We start from the raw sequence: 17920 nt of genomic DNA, 5'->3' as shown, positions 1-17920 counted from the left end.
AGTGAGAAGGCATGGCCGATGTGTTCGCGAAATGTCGTCTGCCCGGGTACCAGCCGGTCAAGGAGCTGGGCGTCTATCCGTACTACCACCCGATCCAGGAGCGGCCGGGCGACGGGGAGGTGGTGGTCGGCGGGCGGGTGCTGGTGCAGGCCGGGTCCAACGACTATCTCGGGCTCTCGGGGGATCCCCGCGTCAAGGAGGCCGCCGTCGCGGCGATCCGGCGGCTCGGGGCGGGCAGCGGCGGTTCGCGGCTGACGAACGGCTCCCTCGCGCTGCACGAGGAGCTGGAGGCGCGGCTCGCGGAGTTCCTCGGGCGTCCGGCGGTCATGGTGACCAGCGCCGGCTATCTGGCCAACCTGGCGCTGGGCGCGCTGCTGGGGCCCGGTGACGTGGTGATCGGCGACCGGCTGGTGCACGCGTGCCTCATCGACGCCGTACGCCTGGGCGGAGCGCGCTTACGCCGCTACCGGCACAACGACATGGAGCACCTGGAACGGCTGCTGGCCGCGGGCGACCCGGACACCGGCCGGATGATCGTGACCGAGGGCATGTTCTCCACCTCGGGCAACGTGTGCGACCTGCCGGGCATCGCCAAGCTCGCCCGCGCGTACGGAGCCCGCGTCGTGATGGACAGCGCCCACGACGCCGGCCTGCTCGGGGACGCCGGTCGCGGCGCCGCCGAGGCGCACGGCCTGGAGGAGGCGGTGGACGTGCAGACCATCACCTTCTCCAAGTCGTTCGGCACGATCGGCGGCGCGGTCGCCGGGCCGGAGGAGATCATCCTCTACCTGCGCCATCACGCGCGGTCCATGGTGTTCACCGCCGCCCTGTCACCGGCCTGCGCCGCCGCCGCGCTGGCCGCCCTGGAGATCGTCGTCGCCGAGCCCGAGCGGCGGCGCCGGTTGCGGGCGGCGGCCGGGCGGCTGAGCGGCGAGCTGGCCCGGCTGGGGTACGCCGTCGTGCCGTCGGACCGTCCGGTCATCGCCGTGCCGGTGGGGGAGGACCTGCGCTGTTTCCGGCTGTGGCGGGAGCTGTTCGACGAAGGGGTGTTCACCACGGCCATGATCTCGCCCGGGGTGCCGCCGGGGCAGGCGCTCATCCGGGTCAGCCTCACCGCCACCCACACCGACGCCCAGCTCGACCGGATCGCGGCCGCCTTCGCCGCCGCCGGCCGTCGAGCGGGGTTTCTTCACTGATCGCGCGCGCCGCCGCGGGCGCGGGGCGCTGGGTAAGGTCGAGGTATGCGACTCATCAAGAGCCGGTTCGTGCCCCTGGCGCTCTTCGCCGTCTGCGTCCTGGCCGCCGGGTGCGGCGAGGTCAACAACACGATCGACAAGGCCCAGGCGTGCCTGGAGGCGCCGAAGATCGTCACCGACCTGGCCGCCAAGGTCAAGGACCTCACCGACGACCCCAAGGCCATGGAGAAGGCGCTCGACGACGCCGCGGGCAAGCTCAACGACGTGGCCGACAAGGCCGCCAACACCACGCTCAAGCAGGCCAGCGAAGACCTTGCCAAGACTTTGGGCGGGATCAACGTCCAGAACGTGAACGACGCCGTCGACGCGGCCCAGAAGGTGGGCAGCGAGGCGGTCGACTACGCCCAGCAGGTCGCCAAGGCGTGCAGCTGAAATCCCGTCTTCTCTAGGGGAAAAGGGGACGAATTACCATATAAGGCATGGAGCCCGACCCGCGTTTCACCTTGGCCAACGAACGCACCTTCCTCACGTGGCTGAGCACGGCGCTGGCGCTCAGCGCGGGCGGGGTGGCCATGGCGGCGGTGCCCTCCGACGTGTTCGTGCCGTGGGTCCGCACGGTCCTGGCCGTCATGCTGGTGTCGTTGTCCGCGCTGGCCGCGGGCATGGCCTATCCGCGCTGGCGCAACATCCAGCGCGCCCTGCGCAACCAGGCGCCGCTCCCGCCGCCCGCCCTCGCGGCGGTCTTCGGGTACGGCGTCGCCACCGTGGCCGTCGTCGCCCTCGTGCTCATCATCCTGTCGGTGTAGATGTCACAGGAGATCTGGGACGAGGGCCTGCAGAGCGAGCGCACCCGGCTCGCCTGGGTCCGCACCGCCGTGGCGCTGGCCACGGGCGGGCTCGGCGCGGCCGGGCTCGCGGTGCGCCACGGCCTGCCCGCCGTGGCCGTCGCCGGGTTCGCGCTGGCCGCGCTGTGCGGCGCCGTCCTGCTGATCAGGACGGGGGTGCGCTTCCGCCGGGTCCAGGAGGCCCTGCACGGCGGACGGCCCATCGACGCGGGCCTCGACGCGCTGTTCGCCTGGCTCGGCACCCTCAGCGTCGTGCTCGGCGCGGTCACCTTCGTGCTCACGGTCCGGTGACCCCCGGCTTGCGATGTTCCGGAGGGGAGGCGGACACTCGTAGTGAGGGGGTGACCTCAGTGGAGGAAGAACGCAGGACCCTGCCCTTCGAGTGCCGCGGTTGCTGGCACGTCTGGGAAGAGGACTACCTCGTCCGGCACGTCGACGACGAGCACGGGAACGCCGCCGAGATCTGGCTCAGGGACGGGCTCGTGGTGCCGCCGCCGTCGTACGGGGTGATCTGCCCGCACTGCGGCTGTCAGCAGACCACCACGTTCCCGGCCGGCTATCTCGCCCGTCATCCGGAGCTGTTCCGGTCGGACGAGCCCGCCGTGCCGGACGCCACGCCGCTGCTCAGCCCGGTTCCGCCGCGGCGTCCGTACTGACGGGGAACGCGACGGCGGGCGGGCAAGTGCCGAAAAATGGCGCTAAACCATGACACTTGGTAAGCGTTTCGTAGCTTGAAGTGTCATAAGGTGCGCCTTGCGCAGACGCGGGGCCAGGCGCAGACTCAGGTCTAGACCACTGAATCCCCAGCCGGGGGTGATCCTTGTGCGCGACGGGTTCGAGACCCGCGAGACCTGGCCCTTCGAGTGCCTGCGCTGTCTGCGTGTCTGGGAGGAGGAATTCGTCGTCCGGCATTTCGCCGACGACCACGGCAATCAGGTCGAGATCTGGCTCAGCTCCGGCGTTGCCGTGCAGCCCCCCTCGTCGGGCACGTGCTGCCCGGGATGCGGCGCCTACCAGGTGACGTCGTTCCCGAACGGCTACCTGGCCAGGCACCCCGAGCTGCGGCCGGCCCCCGAAGCGCGGCCCGAACTGCTGCCGGACCTCGTGCCCGAGCTCGGCGCCGCGTCGGGTCCGGTGCTGGAGGAGCCGAAGGCGCCCCTGGCGGGGACGCCGTTGGCCGGTCGGCTGCTCGTCGCGATCGGGGTGCCCGTCGCCCTGTTCGTCGGGTACGAGCTGTACCGCGGCCTCGTGGGCGTCGCGCCCGTCCACCACTAGCGCGCCCGCCCGCCGCCGGCCCCCCGCTCGCGCGGTGGGCCGACGGCGTCGCGGTCACTGGCTCAGGCTCTCCAGCCAGGCCCGGTGCAGCCCGGCGAAGCGGCCCGAGGCGGCGATGAGCCGGTCGGGCGGGCCGTCCTCGACGACCTGGCCGGCCTCCATCACCAGCACCCGGTCGGCGATCTCCACGGTCGAGAGCCGGTGGGCGATGATCAGCGCGGTGCGGTCGGCGAGGATCGTGCGCAGCGCCCGCTGCACCAGCCGCTCGCTCGGCACGTCGAGGCTGGAGGTGGCCTCGTCGAGGATGAGCACCGCGGGGTCGGCGAGGAACGCCCTGGCGAACGCGATGAGCTGCCGCTGGCCTGCCGACATGCGCCCGCCGCGCTTGCCGACCTCGGTGTCGTAGCCGTCGGGCAGCCCGGCGACGAACTCGTGCGCGCCGATCGCCTTGGCCGCCTCGCGGACCTGCCGGTCGGTGGCGTCCGGCCGGCCGAACCTGATGTTGTCCGCGACCGTGCCGCTGAACAGGAAGTTCTCCTGCGTCACCATGACGACGGCCTGGCGCAGCGTCGTCTCGTCCAGGTCGCGCAGATCGACCCCGTCGAGCAGCACGCGGCCCGCGGTCGGGTCGTAGAAGCGGGAGATCAGCTTGGCCAGCGTCGTCTTGCCCGCGCCGGTCGCGCCGACCAGCGCCACGCTCTGCCCGCCCGGGATCGTCAGGTCGAGGCCGGGCAGGATCGGCATCTCCTCGACGTAGGCGAAGCGCACGTCCTCGAAGCGGATCATGCCGCGGGCCTGCTGGGGCAGCGGCTCGGGGCGGCGCGGCTCCGGCACCCCCGGCTCCTCCTCCAGCACGCCCGACAGCTTCTCCAGGGCCGCGCCCGCCGACTGCAGCGTGTTGTAGAACTGGCTGAGCTCCTGCATCGGCTCGTAGAACTGCCGCAGGTACAGCAGGAACGCGGCCAGCACGCCGACCGTGACCTCGCCCTGGATCGCCAGGTAGCCGCCGTAGAGCAGCACCCCGCCCACGGTCAGGTTGCCGATCAGCTTGATGCCGAACATGAACTCCGCGCCCAGGACCATGCTGCGCGCGTTGGCGTCCCGGTAGTCGTCGTTGAGCTGGGCGAAGATCTCCTGGTTGCGCGGCTCCCTGCGGAACGCCTGCACCGCGCGGATGCCGGTCATCGACTCCACGAAGTGCACGATCACCAGGGCTACCGTCTCCCGCGTCCGCCGGTAGACGATCACCGACTGCCGCCGGAACCACCGCGTGAACAGCAGCAGCAGCGGCAGCGGGACCAGCGCCACCAGGCCGAGGTGCACGTCGAGGATGAGCAGCAGCGCGGCCGTGCCGAACATCGTCAGCACCGCCTTGACCAGCCCGTCGAAGCCCGACTGGAGCAGCTCGGAGATGGCCTCGATGTCGGAGGTCAGCCGGGAGATGACCCGGCCCGAGGTGTACTTCTCGTGGAAGCTCAGCGACAGCCGCTGGAAGTGGTCGAACACCCGCCTGCGCAGCTCCAGCAGCACGCTCTGGCCGATCTTGCCCGACAGGCGCAGGAACGCCTGCCGGGTGAGCGCCTGCGTGACGGCCGCGACCAGGATCACGCCGACCACGACCAGCAGGATCGACGGCCCCGACCCGCGGGTCATCGGCGGGATGCCGTCGTCGATCCCGACCTTGACCAGGTACGGGATCGCCAGCGCGGCGGCGTTCGAGACGACGATGATCGCGGTGAGCACCGCGATGGCCTTGCGATAGGGGCGCAGCAGGTCGCCGAGCAGCCTGCGGGAGCGCTCCCGCAGCAGCACCGACACCTTCTCCGGCAATTCGTCCTGCTCCTCGGAGGCGACGCCGCGCCAGGAGGAGACGGGGGCGGTGGTCATCGCAGGGCTCCTTCCGAGGGGTCGAAGTCGGCGTCCTGGGCCAGCAGCTCGCGGTACTCGGGCACGTCGGCCAGCAGCTCGTGGTGGCGGCCGACGTGGGTGATGGTGCCGTCGCGCAGCAGCGCCACCTTGTCGGCCAGCAGCACGGTCGAGGCACGGTGGGCGACCACGATGCCGGTCGCCTCGCGCAGGACGTGCCGTAGCGCCTCCTCCACCAGCGCCTCGGTCTCCACGTCGAGCGCCGACAGGGTGTCGTCGAGGACGAGCACCCGCGGCCTGCTCAGCACCGCCCGCGCCAGGGCGAGCCGCTGCCGCTGCCCGCCCGACAGCGACAGGCCCTGCTCGCCGATGCGGGTGTCCAGGCCCCAGGGCAGGTCGTACACGAAGCCGGCCTGGGCGGTGGCGATCGCGGCGGCCAGCTCCTCCTCGGTGGCGTCGAGCCGGCCGAGCATGAGGTTCTCGCGCACGCTCATCGAGAACAGCGTCGGCTCCTCGAACGCGGTGGCCACCAGCGAGCGCAGCGTGGTCAGGTCGAGGTCGCGCACGTCCTCGCCGTCGATGGTCACGCGGCCCGTGGTGGCGTCGAGCAGCCGGGGCACCAGCGCGGTCAGTGTGGTCTTGCCCGCGCCGGTCGCGCCCACGATCGCGACCGTCTCGCCGGGGTGCACGTCCAGCCAGACGTCGCGCAGCACCGGCTCGTCCGCGCCGGGGAAGGCGAACCCGACGCCCTCGAACCGCAGGTGGCCCCGGGGCAGCTCGATCGTGCGGCTGCCGCTCTCGATGGCCGGGACGGTGTCCATGACCTCCATGACCCGGTCGGCGGAGGTCATCGCCTCCTGGGCCATGGCCAGGATGTAGCCGAGGCTGGCGATCGGCCAGACGAGCTGGAGCATCAGGGTGGTGAAGGCGACCAGCGTGCCCAGCGTCATCGAGCCGGAGCCCACCGCGAGCGCGCCGAGCAGCAGCACCAGGGCGAGGGTGACGTTGGGGATCACTTCGAGGAAGGCGAAGAACCGGGCCGACAGGGTGGCCTTGTCGACCGAGCTGCCGTACACCTTGCGGGCCGCCTCGTCGTAGCGGTCGTAGACGTGGTGGCGGCGGCCGAACGCCTTGATCGTACGGATGCCGATGGCCGACTCCTCGACGAGCGTGGCGAGGTCGCCCTGCTCGTCCTGGACCTGGCGGGAGATCTTGATGTACCGCTTCTCGAACCGCAGGGACGTCCACACGATCGGCACGGCCGAGGCCAGCACCAGCAGCCCGAGCGGCCAGTACTTGTTCAGCAGGAGCACGGTCACCGTGATGAGCTGGAGGACGTTCATCACCAGGAAGAGCATGCCGAAGCCGAGGAAGCGGCGGATCGTGGACAGGTCCGTCGTGGCCCGCGACAGCAACTGGCCCGACTGCCAGTCGCCGTGGAAGCCCATCGGCAGGCGCTGCAGGTGCTCGTAGAGGTCGTCGCGGATCGCGGTCTCCAGCCCGAGGACGGGTTTGACCTGGGTCCAGCGCCGCAGGAAGATCAGCCCGGCCTCCACGACGCCCACGCCCAGGGCGATGAGACCGAGCGGGAGCAGCCCGTCGGAGTCGCCCCGGGTCACGGGACCGTCGATGACCTTCTCACTGATCAGGGGGAGCGCGATGCTCGCGGCGATGCTGAGGATCGCGGCCAGCCAGATGAGCACCAGTCTGGCGGCGTACGGGCGGAGGTAGGACTTCATCCGCCACAGGGAGTTGGAGGAGAGCAGGGGACGGCGAGGTGTGTCAGTATCGGGAGGCATCCCATCCAGATTAATACGTGGGATCAACCCATTTTTTGCGGTAAATGTGGGGTTTTCTGCAGGTTACGGGCAGAAACGAGACCCTCACGGCGCGTCCGGCGACCCCGCGCCCGCCGCCGTCCGGACGGCCGGGCACACTGCCACCTGCGGCTCGGGCGCGGCCCGGGCTAAGGCGGAGCTGTCCTTTCCGCTCACCATTCTCACCGGACAGGAAGTCGTGATGATCGACGAGAGTGAACTGCCATACCTGCGGCGCTGTGTCGAGCTGGCCACCGAGGCGCTGGAGTCGGGCGACGAGCCCTTCGGTTCCGTGCTGGTCGCCGCGGACGGCGCCGTGCTGGCCGAGGACCACAACCGGGTGGCCGGGGGCGACCGCACCCGGCATCCGGAGTTCGAGCTGGCACGGTGGGCGGCGGCCAACCTGACCCCGCAGGAGCGGGCGGCGGCCACCGTCTACACCTCCGGCGAGCACTGCCCGATGTGCGCGGCGGCCCACGCCTGGGTGGGCCTCGGGCGCATCGTCTACGTGGCGTCGTCGGAGCAGCTCGGCGGCTGGCTGGCGGAGCTGGGCGTGCCGGCGCCGCCGGTGAGCACGCTGCCGGTCAACGCCGTCGCGCCGGGCGTCCCGGTGGACGGGCCCGTCCCGGAGCTGGCCGGGCAGGTGCGCGAGCTGCACCGCCGCTTCCACGGCGGACGCTGAGGACGCCGCCCGGCCGGGCGCGTCAGGGGGCGGACGTGCCGAGGGCGATCGTGTCGGCGACCTCGGCGTGCCGCTCGGCCTCCTCGGCGGCGAAGCGGGCCTCGTCCAGCTTCTCGGCGATGTCCTCGTCCTGCTTCATGAGGGCGTCGAGCGACTGCCCGGCCATCTCCAGCACGCCCATGTCGGCGTACGCCTGCTGCAGCCGCGGGCTCCACAGCCCGATGTCCTTGACGCACGGCACGATCCTGCTGAACAGCAGCGAGCGGAACAGCCGCAGGTACTCCGACTGGTCGGTGGCCCGCATGACCTCGTCGGTCTCGGCCCTGGACAGGCCCAGGTGCTCCCAGGACTCCGCGCCGCGCAGCCGGTCGCGCATCAGGTAGCAGCCCTCGATGACGAAGTCCTCGCGTTCGCGCAGCTCGGACTCCGACAGGTTCTTGTAGTAGTCGCGCAGCGCCATCCGGCCGAAGGCGACGTGCCGGGCCTCGTCCTGCATCACGTACGCGAGGATCTGCTTGGGCAGCGGCTTGGTGGTGATGTCGCGCATGACGCCGAACGCGGCCAGGGCCAGGCCCTCGATGAGCACCTGCATGCCGAGGTAGGGCATGTCCCAGCGGGAGTCGCTGAGCGTGCTCTCCAGCAGCGCCTTGAGGTGCTCGTTGATCGGGTACGCCAGGCCCACCTTCTCCTGGAGGAAGCGGGCGTAGGTCTCGGCGTGGCGGGCCTCGTCCATGGTCTGGGTGGCGGCGTAGAACTTGGAGTCCAGGTCGGGCACCGACTCCACGATCCGGGCCGAGCAGATCATCGCGCCCTGCTCGCCGTGCAGGAACTGGGAGAACTGCCAGGCCGCGCCGTGCAGTCGCACGTCCTGGCGCTGCTGGGGGCCGAGCCGGTGCCACAGCGGGGTGTCGTGGATGGCGATCGTGTTGTCGGGGATCCCGAGCACGTTGTACGGGTCCACCTCCAGGTCCCAGTCGATGCGCTTGGCCGAGTCCCACTGCTTGTCCTTGCCCTTCTGGTACAAGGCCAGCATGCGGTCGCGGCCCTCGTCGTACTCCCAGGTGAACCGGCTGGCGCCGGCCATGCCGACGTCCCAGGTGGAGAGCTCGGCGGGGAGGGTGTAGAGATCGTGCGTCGACATGGGGGACCTCCGCGAGGGGGATTACGTACGGTGTACGTCCACGGCTCGACCCTTGCACGTACGGTGTACGTGCGTCAATAGAATGAGCTATGACCACCGAGCCCCTGTCCAGGCCCCGCATCGTGGCCGCGGCCATCGACCTCATCGAGCGCGAGGGCGCCGACGCGGTCTCCATGCGCCGCATCGCGGCTGAGCTCGGCGTCGGCGTGATGTCCCTCTACAACCACGTGCCGAACAAGGACGCCCTGCTCAACGGCGTGGCCGAGAGCGTGCTGAGCGGCATCGAGTTCACCGACGACCCCGACGCCCACTGGACCGACCGGGTGCGGGCGCAGGCGCGGGCCTTCCGGCAGATCGCCCATCACCATCCGCGCTCGACCATGGTGGTGGTCAGCCGCCAGCTCCACTCCCACGCCGGGCTGCTGCCGGTCGAGCGGGCGCTGGCCACGCTGCGCGGCGCGGGCTTCGACGGGCCCGACGCCGTCCGGATGTTGCGCATGTTCATCGCCTTCATCGTGGGCTCGCTGCTGCGCGAGGTCGGCGTGACGCCCACCTTCGCGCCCGTCCACAGCCGCACGGTCGAGGCCGCCGTCGTCGATCCGGCGTTGTTCCCCGAGGTGAGCGCGCTGGCGCCGCTGCTGGCCGAGTGCGACCACGAGGCGGAGTTCGAGTTCGGGGTCGAACTGCTCATCCGGGCCATCGCGGTGCACGCGGGTCAGTAGGAGGGCACCCGGGCGGGCCCGGATGCCCTCCGGTACGAGATCAGTACCAGTTGTGCGACTGCCAGTGCCCCCAGGCGCCGCAGGGCCTGCCGTACCTTCCCTTGATGTAGGCCAGGCCCCAGCGGATCTGCGTCTCGGGGTTGGACCGCCAGTCCTTGCCCGCGCCGCTCATCTTGCCCGCGGGCAGCGCCTGCGGGATCCCGTAGGCGCCCGACGACCGGTTGAGCGCGTGGTGGTTCCAATTGCTCTCCCTGGTCCACAGGTTGTCCAGGCAGCGGAACTCCCGGTAGTTCCACGCGCGCTGGACGACCTGTCCCAGGGCGATCTTCTTGTTTCTTCCGGCGGGCCGTACGGCCGCGATCTTCGGTTGCGCTGACGTTGTCCAGGTCCGCATCTTGATCACCGGAGGCCGGGACTCCGCCCAGGCCGGGCCGGTGCTGACGCCGAACGCGCTGATAGTGAGAAGAGTGCCGCTGAGCACGCGTTTGCTGTCCAAGGCGATCCTTGCTTTCGGGTCGCGTGCGGACGGGCGCCCCCTCGGGAGCGCCCTGCCGGTCCGGCGTCCGTGGCTCGGACGCGGAGGGTCCGCGCGGCCTTCCGGGATCCTGTACCGCCCGATCGTGCTGGACGGCCCGGAAGGCGCCACGACGTGTCCTCAAGCACGATTCCTATTACGGGCCGTGACCGCGGGCCGCGATCTCGACACGCGAAGGACAGGTGTTTGCGCGCTCAATTCGGATAAAGGGCGATCTCGCTGGGCCAGGATTGCCCGGCCCGTCGCCCATATGGCATGTCCTTGAGTAAAAACGCGGACGTACCTGGGGTTTGGCTCAGTACCAACTGTGGGATTGGAAGTGCGCCCACGCGCGACACGGCGAGCCGTACCGCTGCTTGATGTAGCCCAGACCCCACCGGATCTGGGTGCGCGGGTTCGTGCGCCAGTCGGCGCCCGAGGAGGCCATCTTGTGGCCCGGGAGCGCCTGCGGGATGCCGTAGGCGCCCGACCGGTTGCCGGCCCTGTGGTTCCAGCCGCTCTCTCTGGCCCAGAGCCTGACCAGGCAGCCGTAGCTCGCGGCGCCCCAGCCGCGCTGGGCGGCCAGGGACTTGGCGATGGCTTTGTTCCTGCCACTGCTCTGGGAGCTCTGCGCCTGTGCGGCCGTGGTGCCGGTCACCGTCGCGAGCGTTGCGGCGAGGACCAGGACACCGGTACGGCGGAGCATGGGCATGCGGATTCCCTTTCGAAGGGGACGGGGACCGCGTCACCCTGCCTGACAAACGCCCACATTTCCTAATTGACCATGAAAAATCAGGCGAAATTCCAAGATCGCGACATATTGATATTCAGGGGTTTCGCGGGAAAAATGAGGAATAGGTCACAATCTGCGGCGGGCGTCGTTCTGTAAGCTTCAGATCATGAGCCTTCGCGACATCCCGCTCCGCACCCTCGCCGACGCCCCCACCACGCTCGGCGACCTCGCCGGCGACAAGGCCGTGCTGCTGGTCAACGTGGCCTCCCGCTGCGGCCTGACCCCGCAGTACGCCGGGCTGGTCCAGCTCCAGCAGGACTTCGGCCCGCGCGGCTTCAGCGTGGTCGGCATGCCCTGCAACCAGTTCGCCGGCCAGGAGCCCGGCACGGCGGAGGAGATCCAGGAGTTCTGCTCGGCGACCTACGGCGTCGACTTCCCGCTGCTGGCCAAGGCCGACGTCAACGGCCCCGGCCGCCACCCGCTCTACGCCGAGCTCACCGAGACGGCCGACGAGGAGGGCGCGGCGGGCGACGTCCAGTGGAACTTCGAGAAGTTCCTGCTCGACCGCGAGGGCAACGTCGTGGCCCGCTTCCGTCCCCGCACCGCCCCCGACGACCCGGCCGTCGTCGCGGCCATCGAGAAGCTGCTCTAGCGGGGCCGCCGGCGTTCGTAGGCGTGGAAGGCGGCGCAGCACACCAGCAGCGCCACCGCGAACGCCGGCAGCCAGGCCAGCCGGGCCGCCACCCACCCGAGCTCCTCGGGCGGGGTGTGCAGGCCGGGCAGCGCGGCGGCGTCGGGCAGCGCCCGGCTCGCCAGCAGGCCGAGCTCGGTCACCGCGATCAGCGCGGTCTGGTGCCACAGGAAGATCGTCATCGCGGCCAGGTTCGCCACGGCCACGGGCGCCCAGACGGCGGGGCGGCGCAGCAGCCGGCGCAGCGGGCCGAGCAGCAGCAGCGCCGCGCCGCACTGGGCGAGCCCGAAGCTGACGGCCGCGAGCGAGGGCGGGTCCAGGTTGGAGACCGGGGCGCCCGGCACCCCGACCATGGTCGCCGGGTAGCCGCCCCACACCACCAGTGCCAGGGCCGTGGCCGCGCCGCCGGTCAGCAGCGTCCAGCCGGTGGCCCGGCTCCGCAGCCGCCCGCGGGCCCAGGCCGCGCCCAGGCAGTACGGCACCAGCCAGCCGGCCGCCAGGTTCACCCACCACAACCCCTCCGGCCCGCCGGGCCCGAACCGGACGGCGTCGGAGGCCGCCACCGCCGCGAGCGGCCAGGCCGGGTGCAGCCGGGCGGCCAGCGGCGTGGCAGCCGTCAGCGCGGCGAACACCAGCAGGAACCACATCGGCGCCGCCGCCATCCTGACCAGCAGCCGCACGTCCTCCAGCGGCACCCCGGAGGCGAGCATCGCGACCGCCGCCACGGCCCACACCGCCGCGACGACCGCCACCGGGCGGAACAGCCGCCCCAGCCGGCCGCGCAGCCACGGGACGTAGCCGATGCCGGCCGCCCGCGCCGACCGGTGGCCCTTCGCCCCGACCAGGCCGCCCACCAGGAAGAAGATCGCCAGCATCTGGAACGCCCACGACATCGGGGCGAGCTGCGGCAGGTACTTGAGCGGGCTGGTGACGCGCAGGCTGCCGCTGTCGCTGACCACGGCGGTCACCAGCCAGTGCCCGGCCACCACCCCGAGGATGGCCAGGGCCCGCAGGGCGTCCAGGGTCCGGTCGCGCTCCGGCGGCGTCCCGGCCTCGATGCGGGCGGCGAGCCCGCGCGGGCCGGAGCGAGTGCGGAGGGAGGAGTCAGGCATCGCGGGGGCCTCTCCGGAGACGATGCGGAAGGAGGAGTCAGGCATCACGGGCGGCCTCTCCGGAGACGATGCGGGCGACGGCCGTCAGGGCGGGGGAGCCGGGCCGCAGGTAGTCGCTGTGGCCGCCGTCGCCGGCCGCGAAGACGCGGGCGCCGAACCCGGGCGAGACCGGGTCCGCCCCCAGGCCGACCGTGACGAACGGCAGCTCGACCAGCGCGTGGGGCACGCCGGAGATCCAGTCGGCGGCGCCGCGCCCGGCCCACACGACCGCGCGGGTGCGCATGGCGGCGACGTCGGGGACGCCCGCGCCGGGGCTGCCCATCAGGACGATGTCGGCGACGTCCAGGCCGGGCGCGGCGCGTCCGCACACCACCGAGCCGTAGGAGTGGCACACGAGCGACAGCCGGGCGCCGGGCTTGAGCGCGCGCAGCTCCCGGACGAACGCGCGCAACCCGGGCACGGCCTCGTCGGCCCGCGCGGGCGTCAGCACGTCCAGGCTGAGCGTGCCGGGCGTGCGGTAGCCGGCCCAGGCGATGACCGCCGAGCCGTCGCCGAGCGCCTCGCGCAGCCGCGTCGCGCCGGCGTAGAGGCGGCCGTACCGGTCGAGGTTCGTGTCGGAGCCGGGCACCAGGACGGCGATCCGCCGGGCCGTCGCCAGGTCGCCGAAGACCTCCGCGGTCCGGCCGCCGTCGCGCCCGTCGAAGGACAGGAACGTGCGCGACGGGTCGGCCATGGCCCGCAGCGCCGCGGCCCGCAGGCGGTGCCCATGCGCGGCGGCGGTGCGCTCGGCGGCCAGCACGGCGGCGCGCCCGGCGGCGTACCGCCCGGCGAGCCCGGCGGACAGCGCGGCGGGGGTGGTGGCGCGCAGCGGCGCCACGGCGGCGGGAACGGGCGCGGGCACCCCCGCGGACCCGCCGGCGCCGGACGCGGGCACCGCCACCGAAGCGGTGACGAGCGCGGCGAGCAGGCGGTTCCTCAGCGATGCCATGGCGAATGGTCCCCTTCCGTGCCGGTTCTTCCTTCCGGCACCGAAGGTAGGGATCACGCCTTGTAGTCGGCTTCCCGCTGGGGGATGCACCTTTCGCGTAGCTCTGAGGTACTACGGGGCTGAGGAGGCGTACAGTGGCCGCACTGAGGAGGCGCCATGCTCACGGTGACATCCGCCGACGGGACCGACGTCCGGGTGATCGAGGAGGGGCAGGGCCCGGCCGTCCTCGTCCTGCACGCGGGGCTCGACGACGGCACCCAGTGGGGCAAGGTCGCGGGGCTGCTCGCGCCGCGGTTCCGCGTGGTGCGCGTCCGGCGCCGCCAGTACCGCCCGGACCTGGCCGGGCCCGCCACCATGGCGCAGGAGGCCGCCGACGCGGTGGCGGTGGCGGCCGCGCTCGGCGGGCCCGTCCTGCTCGTCGGGCATTCCTCCGGCGCGGTGGCCGCGCTGGAGTCCCTGCTCCTCGCGCCGGACGTCTTCGCGGGCGCGGTCCTGTACGAGCCGCCCGTCGCCCTCGGCCCCTCGCTCGGCGGCGCGGCCAGCCAGGCGGCCGTGGCCGCGGTGGCGGCGGGCCGGCCGGGCCGGGCGATGCGGATCTTCTTCAGGGACGTGGTCGGCCTGTCGCCGGCGATCTCCTGGCTGACCTCCGTGGCGGTGGCCTGCCATCGGCCGACGCGGCTGCGCGCGCCGCGGCAGATCGACGACCTGCTGGCGATCGACGCCCTGGGCGACCGGCGGGCGGCGTACGCGGCGATCCGCACGCCGGTGGTGCTGCTCGGCGGCGACCGCAGCCCCGCCCATCTAGGCGCGCGGCTCGACGCCCTGCGGGAGGCGATCCCCGGCGCCCGGCGCGTCACGCTGCACGGGCAGGGGCACGGCGCGCACCTGAGAGCGCCTCAGGAGGTGGCCCAGGTGATCGAGGCGCACGCGCGGGACGTCCTCGGCGAGAGCTGAGAGCGTGCCGCGCGCCGGTCACCTGCGGGGGCCGCAGCTCCCGCGGATGATCAGCTCGGTGGGCAGCACCACCGTGCGCGCCCGCCGGGTGCCCTCGCGCAGCACCAGTTCGCACGCCCGGTACCCCATGTCCCGGCCGGGCTGGGCGATCACGGTCAGCGGCGGGGCGCACAGCTCGGCCCAGGGCACGTCGTCGTACATCACCAGCGACACGTCCTTCGGCACCCGCAGGTCCAGCTCGCGGGCGGCCAGCACGGCCGCCTCGCCCAGGACGTTCCCGCCCGCGACGACGGCCGACAGGTCGGGACGGCTCTGGAACAGGCCGGAGGCGGCGGCGTACGCCGAGTCGCGGCTGCCGGTGCCGAACACCACCAGCTCCTCGTCCACCGGCGCGCCCACGGCCTCGCGGAAGGCGGCGGCCCGCCGGTCGTGGCCGGGGCCGCCGAGGAAGGCGATGCGCCGGTGGCCGAGGCCCCGCAGGTAGCGCACGGCCGTACGGATGCCGGCGCGGTCGTCGGCCAGCACGGCGGGCACGTCGAGCGGACGCGCGGCGCCCTCGTGGACGCGCCCGCGCGGGGCCACGCCGTCGAGGAGCATGAGATCGTCGAGGGCGCTCTCGGCGGGGTCGCGGTCGCCGTCGCGTCCGGCCTCGGGCGGCAGGCGGTCGGCGAAGACCACCGTCATGCCCGCCCTGAGCGCGGGGGCCCACGTCTCGGCGTCGCCGGAGGGCACCGCGATGACCCGGTCGACGCTCTGTTCGAGCAGCATGCCGATCAGCTCGGCCTCCTGCTCGGGGTCGCCGCCCGTCGAGCCCAGGACGACCGGCTCGCCCGCCGACCGGGCGCAGGCGAGCACGCCCTCGCAGAGCTGCCCGTAGAAGGTGTCGGTGAGGTCGGGCACCAGCAGGCCGAGGCCGCCGGTGCGGCGCTGGCGCAGGTTGCGGCCGAGCGCGCTGGGCCGGTAGTCGAGCTGGGCGGCGACGGCCAGCACCCGTTCCCTGGTGCTGGGGCTGGCCGAGCCGCCCGACAGCACCCGGGACACGGTCGCGACGCCGACGCCCGCCGCCTCGGCCACATCCTTGATCGTCGCCCGCTTCTCCATGGAAACGATTCCATCATGGATTCCATGTCATCGGAAGGCCATCGGTCCTACAAAGGCTGGTCACGCGGTACCCCTTGACACCGATGTCCGTTTCGGGTGAGATACGTGAAAACGTATCCACGGGAACCGAGAACCAACATCCGGGCCGATCGCCCTGGAGCGCGAAGGAATGTCATGGCATCCATCGTTCTGACGAACGTCGACAAGATCTACGCCGGTGGCGTGAAGGCCGTGAACGGGCTGAACCTTGAGATCAAGGACGGCGAGTTCATGGTGCTGGTGGGCCCATCGGGTTGCGGTAAGTCGACCGCGCTCCGGATGATCGCCGGCCTTGAGGACATCAGCGGCGGCGAGATCGCCATCGGCGACAAGGTGGTCAACCACCTTCCGCCCAAGGACCGCGACATCGCGATGGTCTTCCAGAACTACGCGCTCTACCCGCACATGACGGTCGAGGAGAACCTCGCCTTCGGCCTCAAGCTTCGCAAGATGCCCAAGCCGGAGATCCAGAAGCGGGTCAACGAGGCCGCCAAGATGCTCGGCCTGGAGACCTACCTCAAGCGCAAGCCGGCCGCTCTGTCCGGTGGTCAGCGCCAGCGTGTCGCCATGGGCCGCGCCATCGTCCGCGAGCCGCAGGCCTTCCTCATGGACGAGCCGCTGTCGAACCTCGACGCCAAGCTCCGCGTCTCCATGCGCGCCTCGCTCAACACCCTGCACGAGCGCCTCGGCGTCACCACCGTGTACGTCACCCACGACCAGGTCGAGGCCATGACCCTCGGCGACCGCGTCTGCGTCCTGCGCGACGGCCTGCTCCAGCAGGTCGACACCCCGCAGAACCTGTTCGACAAGCCGGTCAACCTGTTCGTCGCCGGCTTCATGGGCTCGCCCTCGATGAACTTCGTCACCGCCGAGCTGGCCCGCGACAACGGCGCGGTCGTGCGCTTCGCCGACATCAGCCTGCCGATCCCCGACTCGGCCTTCGCCGACAAGCCGGGCCTCGACCAGTACATCGGCAAGAAGGTCATCCTCGGCATCCGCCCGTCGGACTTCGAGGACGCCAACTCGGCCGGCAACCACGCCAACGGCTGGGCCACCCTGCCCGTCAAGGCGGAGGTCACCGAGGAGCTGGGCTCCGAGATCAACGTGCTGTTCCTGATCGACGCCCCGCCGGTCGAGCACAAGGACACCGTCGCCGCCGCCGACACGGGCGACGACGAGGAGGCGGCGCTGCCGCTGGTGGGCGACAAGTCCCTGTGGACCGCCCGCGTCAACGCCCGCAGCCACGTGCGTCCCGGCCAGCGCATCGACCTGGTCCTGGACACGCACAACCTGCACTTCTTCGACCCGACGAGCGGCCTGGCCATCGGCCACGAGGCCAACCGCTAGCAGAGCCGGCCGGATCTTCCGGTTCCCGGCCGTGAGTTACTCACGGCCGTCCCGGGCCCCCACCGCGACCCCCTCCCGCGGCGGGGGCCCACTTTGTTGCAGGCCCCGACGTTGTAAGGCCCGGCGTCAGCGGCGGCCGAGCCTGGCCGAGACGCGCCCGGCCAGGTTGTGCGGCACCAGCTTGCCGATCGCCACGATGGCCTTGTAGCGCAGGTCGGGCACCGAGACCCGCTTGCCGAGCGCGAGGTCGCGCATGGCGTCCCTGACCACGTTGTCGGCCTTCAGCCACAAGAACCCCGGGATGCCCGAAGTGTCCATGGACGCCCGCTGGTGGAACTCGGTGCGCACGAAGCCCGGGCACAGCGCCATGATCTTGATCCGCGGGTTGCGCACGTCGTTGGCCGCGGACTCGCTGAAGTTGACCACCCACGCCTTCGAGGCGCTGTAGGTGCCGCGGGAGAAGAACGCCGCGACCGACGCCACGTTGATCACCGCGCCCCGGTCGCGCTTGCGCATCGCGGGCAGCGCCGCCAGGGTGAGCCGCAGCACGGCCTCGCAGTGGACCTTCAGCATGCGCAGCTCGTCCTCTACCGGCACCTTCAGGAAGTCGCCGGGGTGGCCGAAGCCGGCGTTGTTCACCAGCAGGTCGACGCCGTCACGGAGTCTCGACTCGACCCGGGCCAGGCCCTCCTCGGTGGCCAGGTCGGCCGGCAGCACCTCGACGTCCACGCCGTACCTGAGCCTGAGCTGGTCGGCGACCTGGACGAGCCGCTGCTCGTCGCGCGCGACCAGGACGAGCGAGCAGGCGTCGGCGGCCAGGCGGCGGGCGAACGCGGCGCCGATGCCGGCGGTGGCGCCCGTGATCAATGCGGTAGGCATGTCCTGAACCTTAACGTC

At 71.9% G+C, this 17920-nt stretch carries 19 protein-coding genes and 1 pseudogene; 11 read left to right on the top strand and 9 right to left on the bottom strand.

The window, feature by feature from the left end:
- The first annotated feature begins 11 nt into the window (after positions 1-11).
- From AB0J46_RS08425 to AB0J46_RS08400, 6 genes are all read left to right on the top strand, one after another.
- Positions 12-1196, top strand: a complete 1185-nt coding sequence (locus tag AB0J46_RS08425; RefSeq protein WP_364328217.1) for an aminotransferase class I/II-fold pyridoxal phosphate-dependent enzyme — start codon at positions 12-14, stop codon at positions 1194-1196.
- A gap of 45 nt (positions 1197-1241) precedes the next feature.
- A complete protein-coding gene (locus tag AB0J46_RS08420; RefSeq protein ID WP_364328214.1) occupies positions 1242-1628 on the top strand; it encodes a hypothetical protein in 387 nt (128 codons plus the stop codon).
- Positions 1629-1675: 47 nt separating this feature from the next.
- On the top strand, positions 1676-2002 hold the full coding sequence (locus AB0J46_RS08415) for a DUF202 domain-containing protein (RefSeq protein WP_352363977.1): 327 nt from the start codon (positions 1676-1678) through the stop codon (positions 2000-2002).
- A complete protein-coding gene (locus tag AB0J46_RS08410) occupies positions 2003-2332 on the top strand; it encodes a DUF202 domain-containing protein (protein ID WP_357964720.1) in 330 nt (109 codons plus the stop codon).
- Between the two features lie 59 nt (positions 2333-2391).
- Positions 2392-2697, top strand: coding sequence for a hypothetical protein (locus AB0J46_RS08405; protein WP_364328210.1), 306 nt, complete (start codon positions 2392-2394; stop codon positions 2695-2697).
- A 166-nt stretch (positions 2698-2863) separates the two neighbouring features.
- Complete coding sequence (locus AB0J46_RS08400) at positions 2864-3316, top strand: hypothetical protein (RefSeq protein WP_364328207.1); 453 nt, start codon at positions 2864-2866, stop codon at positions 3314-3316.
- Between the two features lie 54 nt (positions 3317-3370).
- On the opposite strand, the gene AB0J46_RS08395 is transcribed toward AB0J46_RS08400, so the two are convergent.
- On the bottom strand, positions 3371-5203 hold the full coding sequence (locus AB0J46_RS08395; protein WP_364328204.1) for an ABC transporter ATP-binding protein: 1833 nt from the start codon (positions 5201-5203) through the stop codon (positions 3371-3373).
- A complete protein-coding gene (locus AB0J46_RS08390; protein WP_352357190.1) occupies positions 5200-6981 on the bottom strand; it encodes an ABC transporter ATP-binding protein in 1782 nt (593 codons plus the stop codon). Before AB0J46_RS08390 ends, AB0J46_RS08395 begins: the two co-directional genes overlap by 4 nt.
- A gap of 220 nt (positions 6982-7201) precedes the next feature.
- Here AB0J46_RS08390 and AB0J46_RS08385 point away from each other — a divergent pair, with 220 nt between their 5' ends.
- Positions 7202-7681: a nucleoside deaminase gene (locus tag AB0J46_RS08385; RefSeq protein WP_364328201.1), complete on the top strand. Its 480-nt coding sequence runs from the start codon at positions 7202-7204 to the stop codon at positions 7679-7681.
- 22 nt (positions 7682-7703) lie between these two features.
- Here AB0J46_RS08385 and AB0J46_RS08380 read toward each other — a convergent pair whose 3' ends face one another.
- Positions 7704-8822: a ferritin-like domain-containing protein gene (locus AB0J46_RS08380; RefSeq protein WP_364328198.1), complete on the bottom strand. Its 1119-nt coding sequence runs from the start codon at positions 8820-8822 to the stop codon at positions 7704-7706.
- A gap of 89 nt (positions 8823-8911) precedes the next feature.
- Between AB0J46_RS08380 and AB0J46_RS08375 the strand changes: the two genes are divergently transcribed.
- Positions 8912-9544 carry a TetR/AcrR family transcriptional regulator C-terminal domain-containing protein gene (locus AB0J46_RS08375; RefSeq protein WP_364328195.1) on the top strand — a complete coding sequence of 211 codons (633 nt, stop codon included), beginning with the start codon at positions 8912-8914 and terminating at the stop codon, positions 9542-9544.
- 40 nt (positions 9545-9584) lie between these two features.
- Here AB0J46_RS08375 and AB0J46_RS08370 read toward each other — a convergent pair whose 3' ends face one another.
- Positions 9585-10040: a transglycosylase SLT domain-containing protein gene (locus AB0J46_RS08370; RefSeq protein ID WP_352324905.1), complete on the bottom strand. Its 456-nt coding sequence runs from the start codon at positions 10038-10040 to the stop codon at positions 9585-9587.
- A gap of 334 nt (positions 10041-10374) precedes the next feature.
- Positions 10375-10674, bottom strand: a pseudogene (locus AB0J46_RS08365) (transglycosylase SLT domain-containing protein); the annotation flags it as partial.
- 283 nt (positions 10675-10957) lie between these two features.
- Between AB0J46_RS08365 and AB0J46_RS08360 the strand changes: the two are divergent.
- A complete protein-coding gene (locus AB0J46_RS08360; RefSeq protein ID WP_364328191.1) occupies positions 10958-11443 on the top strand; it encodes a glutathione peroxidase in 486 nt (161 codons plus the stop codon).
- Here AB0J46_RS08360 and AB0J46_RS08355 read toward each other — a convergent pair.
- Both AB0J46_RS08355 and AB0J46_RS08350 read right to left on the bottom strand, forming a co-directional pair.
- A complete protein-coding gene (locus AB0J46_RS08355) occupies positions 11440-12594 on the bottom strand; it encodes an acyltransferase (protein WP_364328188.1) in 1155 nt (384 codons plus the stop codon). The genes AB0J46_RS08360 and AB0J46_RS08355 overlap by 4 nt on opposite strands.
- Positions 12595-12631: 37 nt before the next feature.
- On the bottom strand, positions 12632-13582 hold the full coding sequence (locus AB0J46_RS08350; RefSeq protein WP_364328185.1) for an alpha/beta hydrolase: 951 nt from the start codon (positions 13580-13582) through the stop codon (positions 12632-12634).
- Between the two features lie 156 nt (positions 13583-13738).
- Here AB0J46_RS08350 and AB0J46_RS08345 point away from each other — a divergent pair, with 156 nt between their 5' ends.
- Positions 13739-14536, top strand: coding sequence for an alpha/beta hydrolase (locus AB0J46_RS08345; RefSeq protein ID WP_364328182.1), 798 nt, complete (start codon positions 13739-13741; stop codon positions 14534-14536).
- A gap of 18 nt (positions 14537-14554) precedes the next feature.
- Here AB0J46_RS08345 and AB0J46_RS08340 read toward each other — a convergent pair whose 3' ends face one another.
- Positions 14555-15637 (bottom strand): LacI family DNA-binding transcriptional regulator, encoded by a 1083-nt coding sequence (locus AB0J46_RS08340; protein ID WP_364328179.1) that lies wholly within the window; start codon positions 15635-15637, stop codon positions 14555-14557.
- A gap of 174 nt (positions 15638-15811) precedes the next feature.
- Here AB0J46_RS08340 and ugpC point away from each other — a divergent pair, with 174 nt between their 5' ends.
- Positions 15812-17023 (top strand): sn-glycerol-3-phosphate ABC transporter ATP-binding protein UgpC, encoded by a 1212-nt coding sequence (gene ugpC / locus AB0J46_RS08335; protein WP_352357172.1) that lies wholly within the window; start codon positions 15812-15814, stop codon positions 17021-17023.
- A 126-nt stretch (positions 17024-17149) separates the two neighbouring features.
- Here the strand turns inward: ugpC and AB0J46_RS08330 are convergent, their stop codons facing one another.
- Positions 17150-17902, bottom strand: coding sequence for an SDR family oxidoreductase (locus AB0J46_RS08330; RefSeq protein WP_358285009.1), 753 nt, complete (start codon positions 17900-17902; stop codon positions 17150-17152).
- Between the last annotated feature and the right edge of the window lie 18 nt (positions 17903-17920).

This window comes from Nonomuraea sp. NPDC049758 (assembly GCF_040674635.1).
Taxonomy (GTDB): Bacteria; Actinomycetota; Actinomycetes; order Streptosporangiales; family Streptosporangiaceae; genus Nonomuraea.
This window is presented reverse-complemented; position numbering and strand designations above follow the sequence as displayed.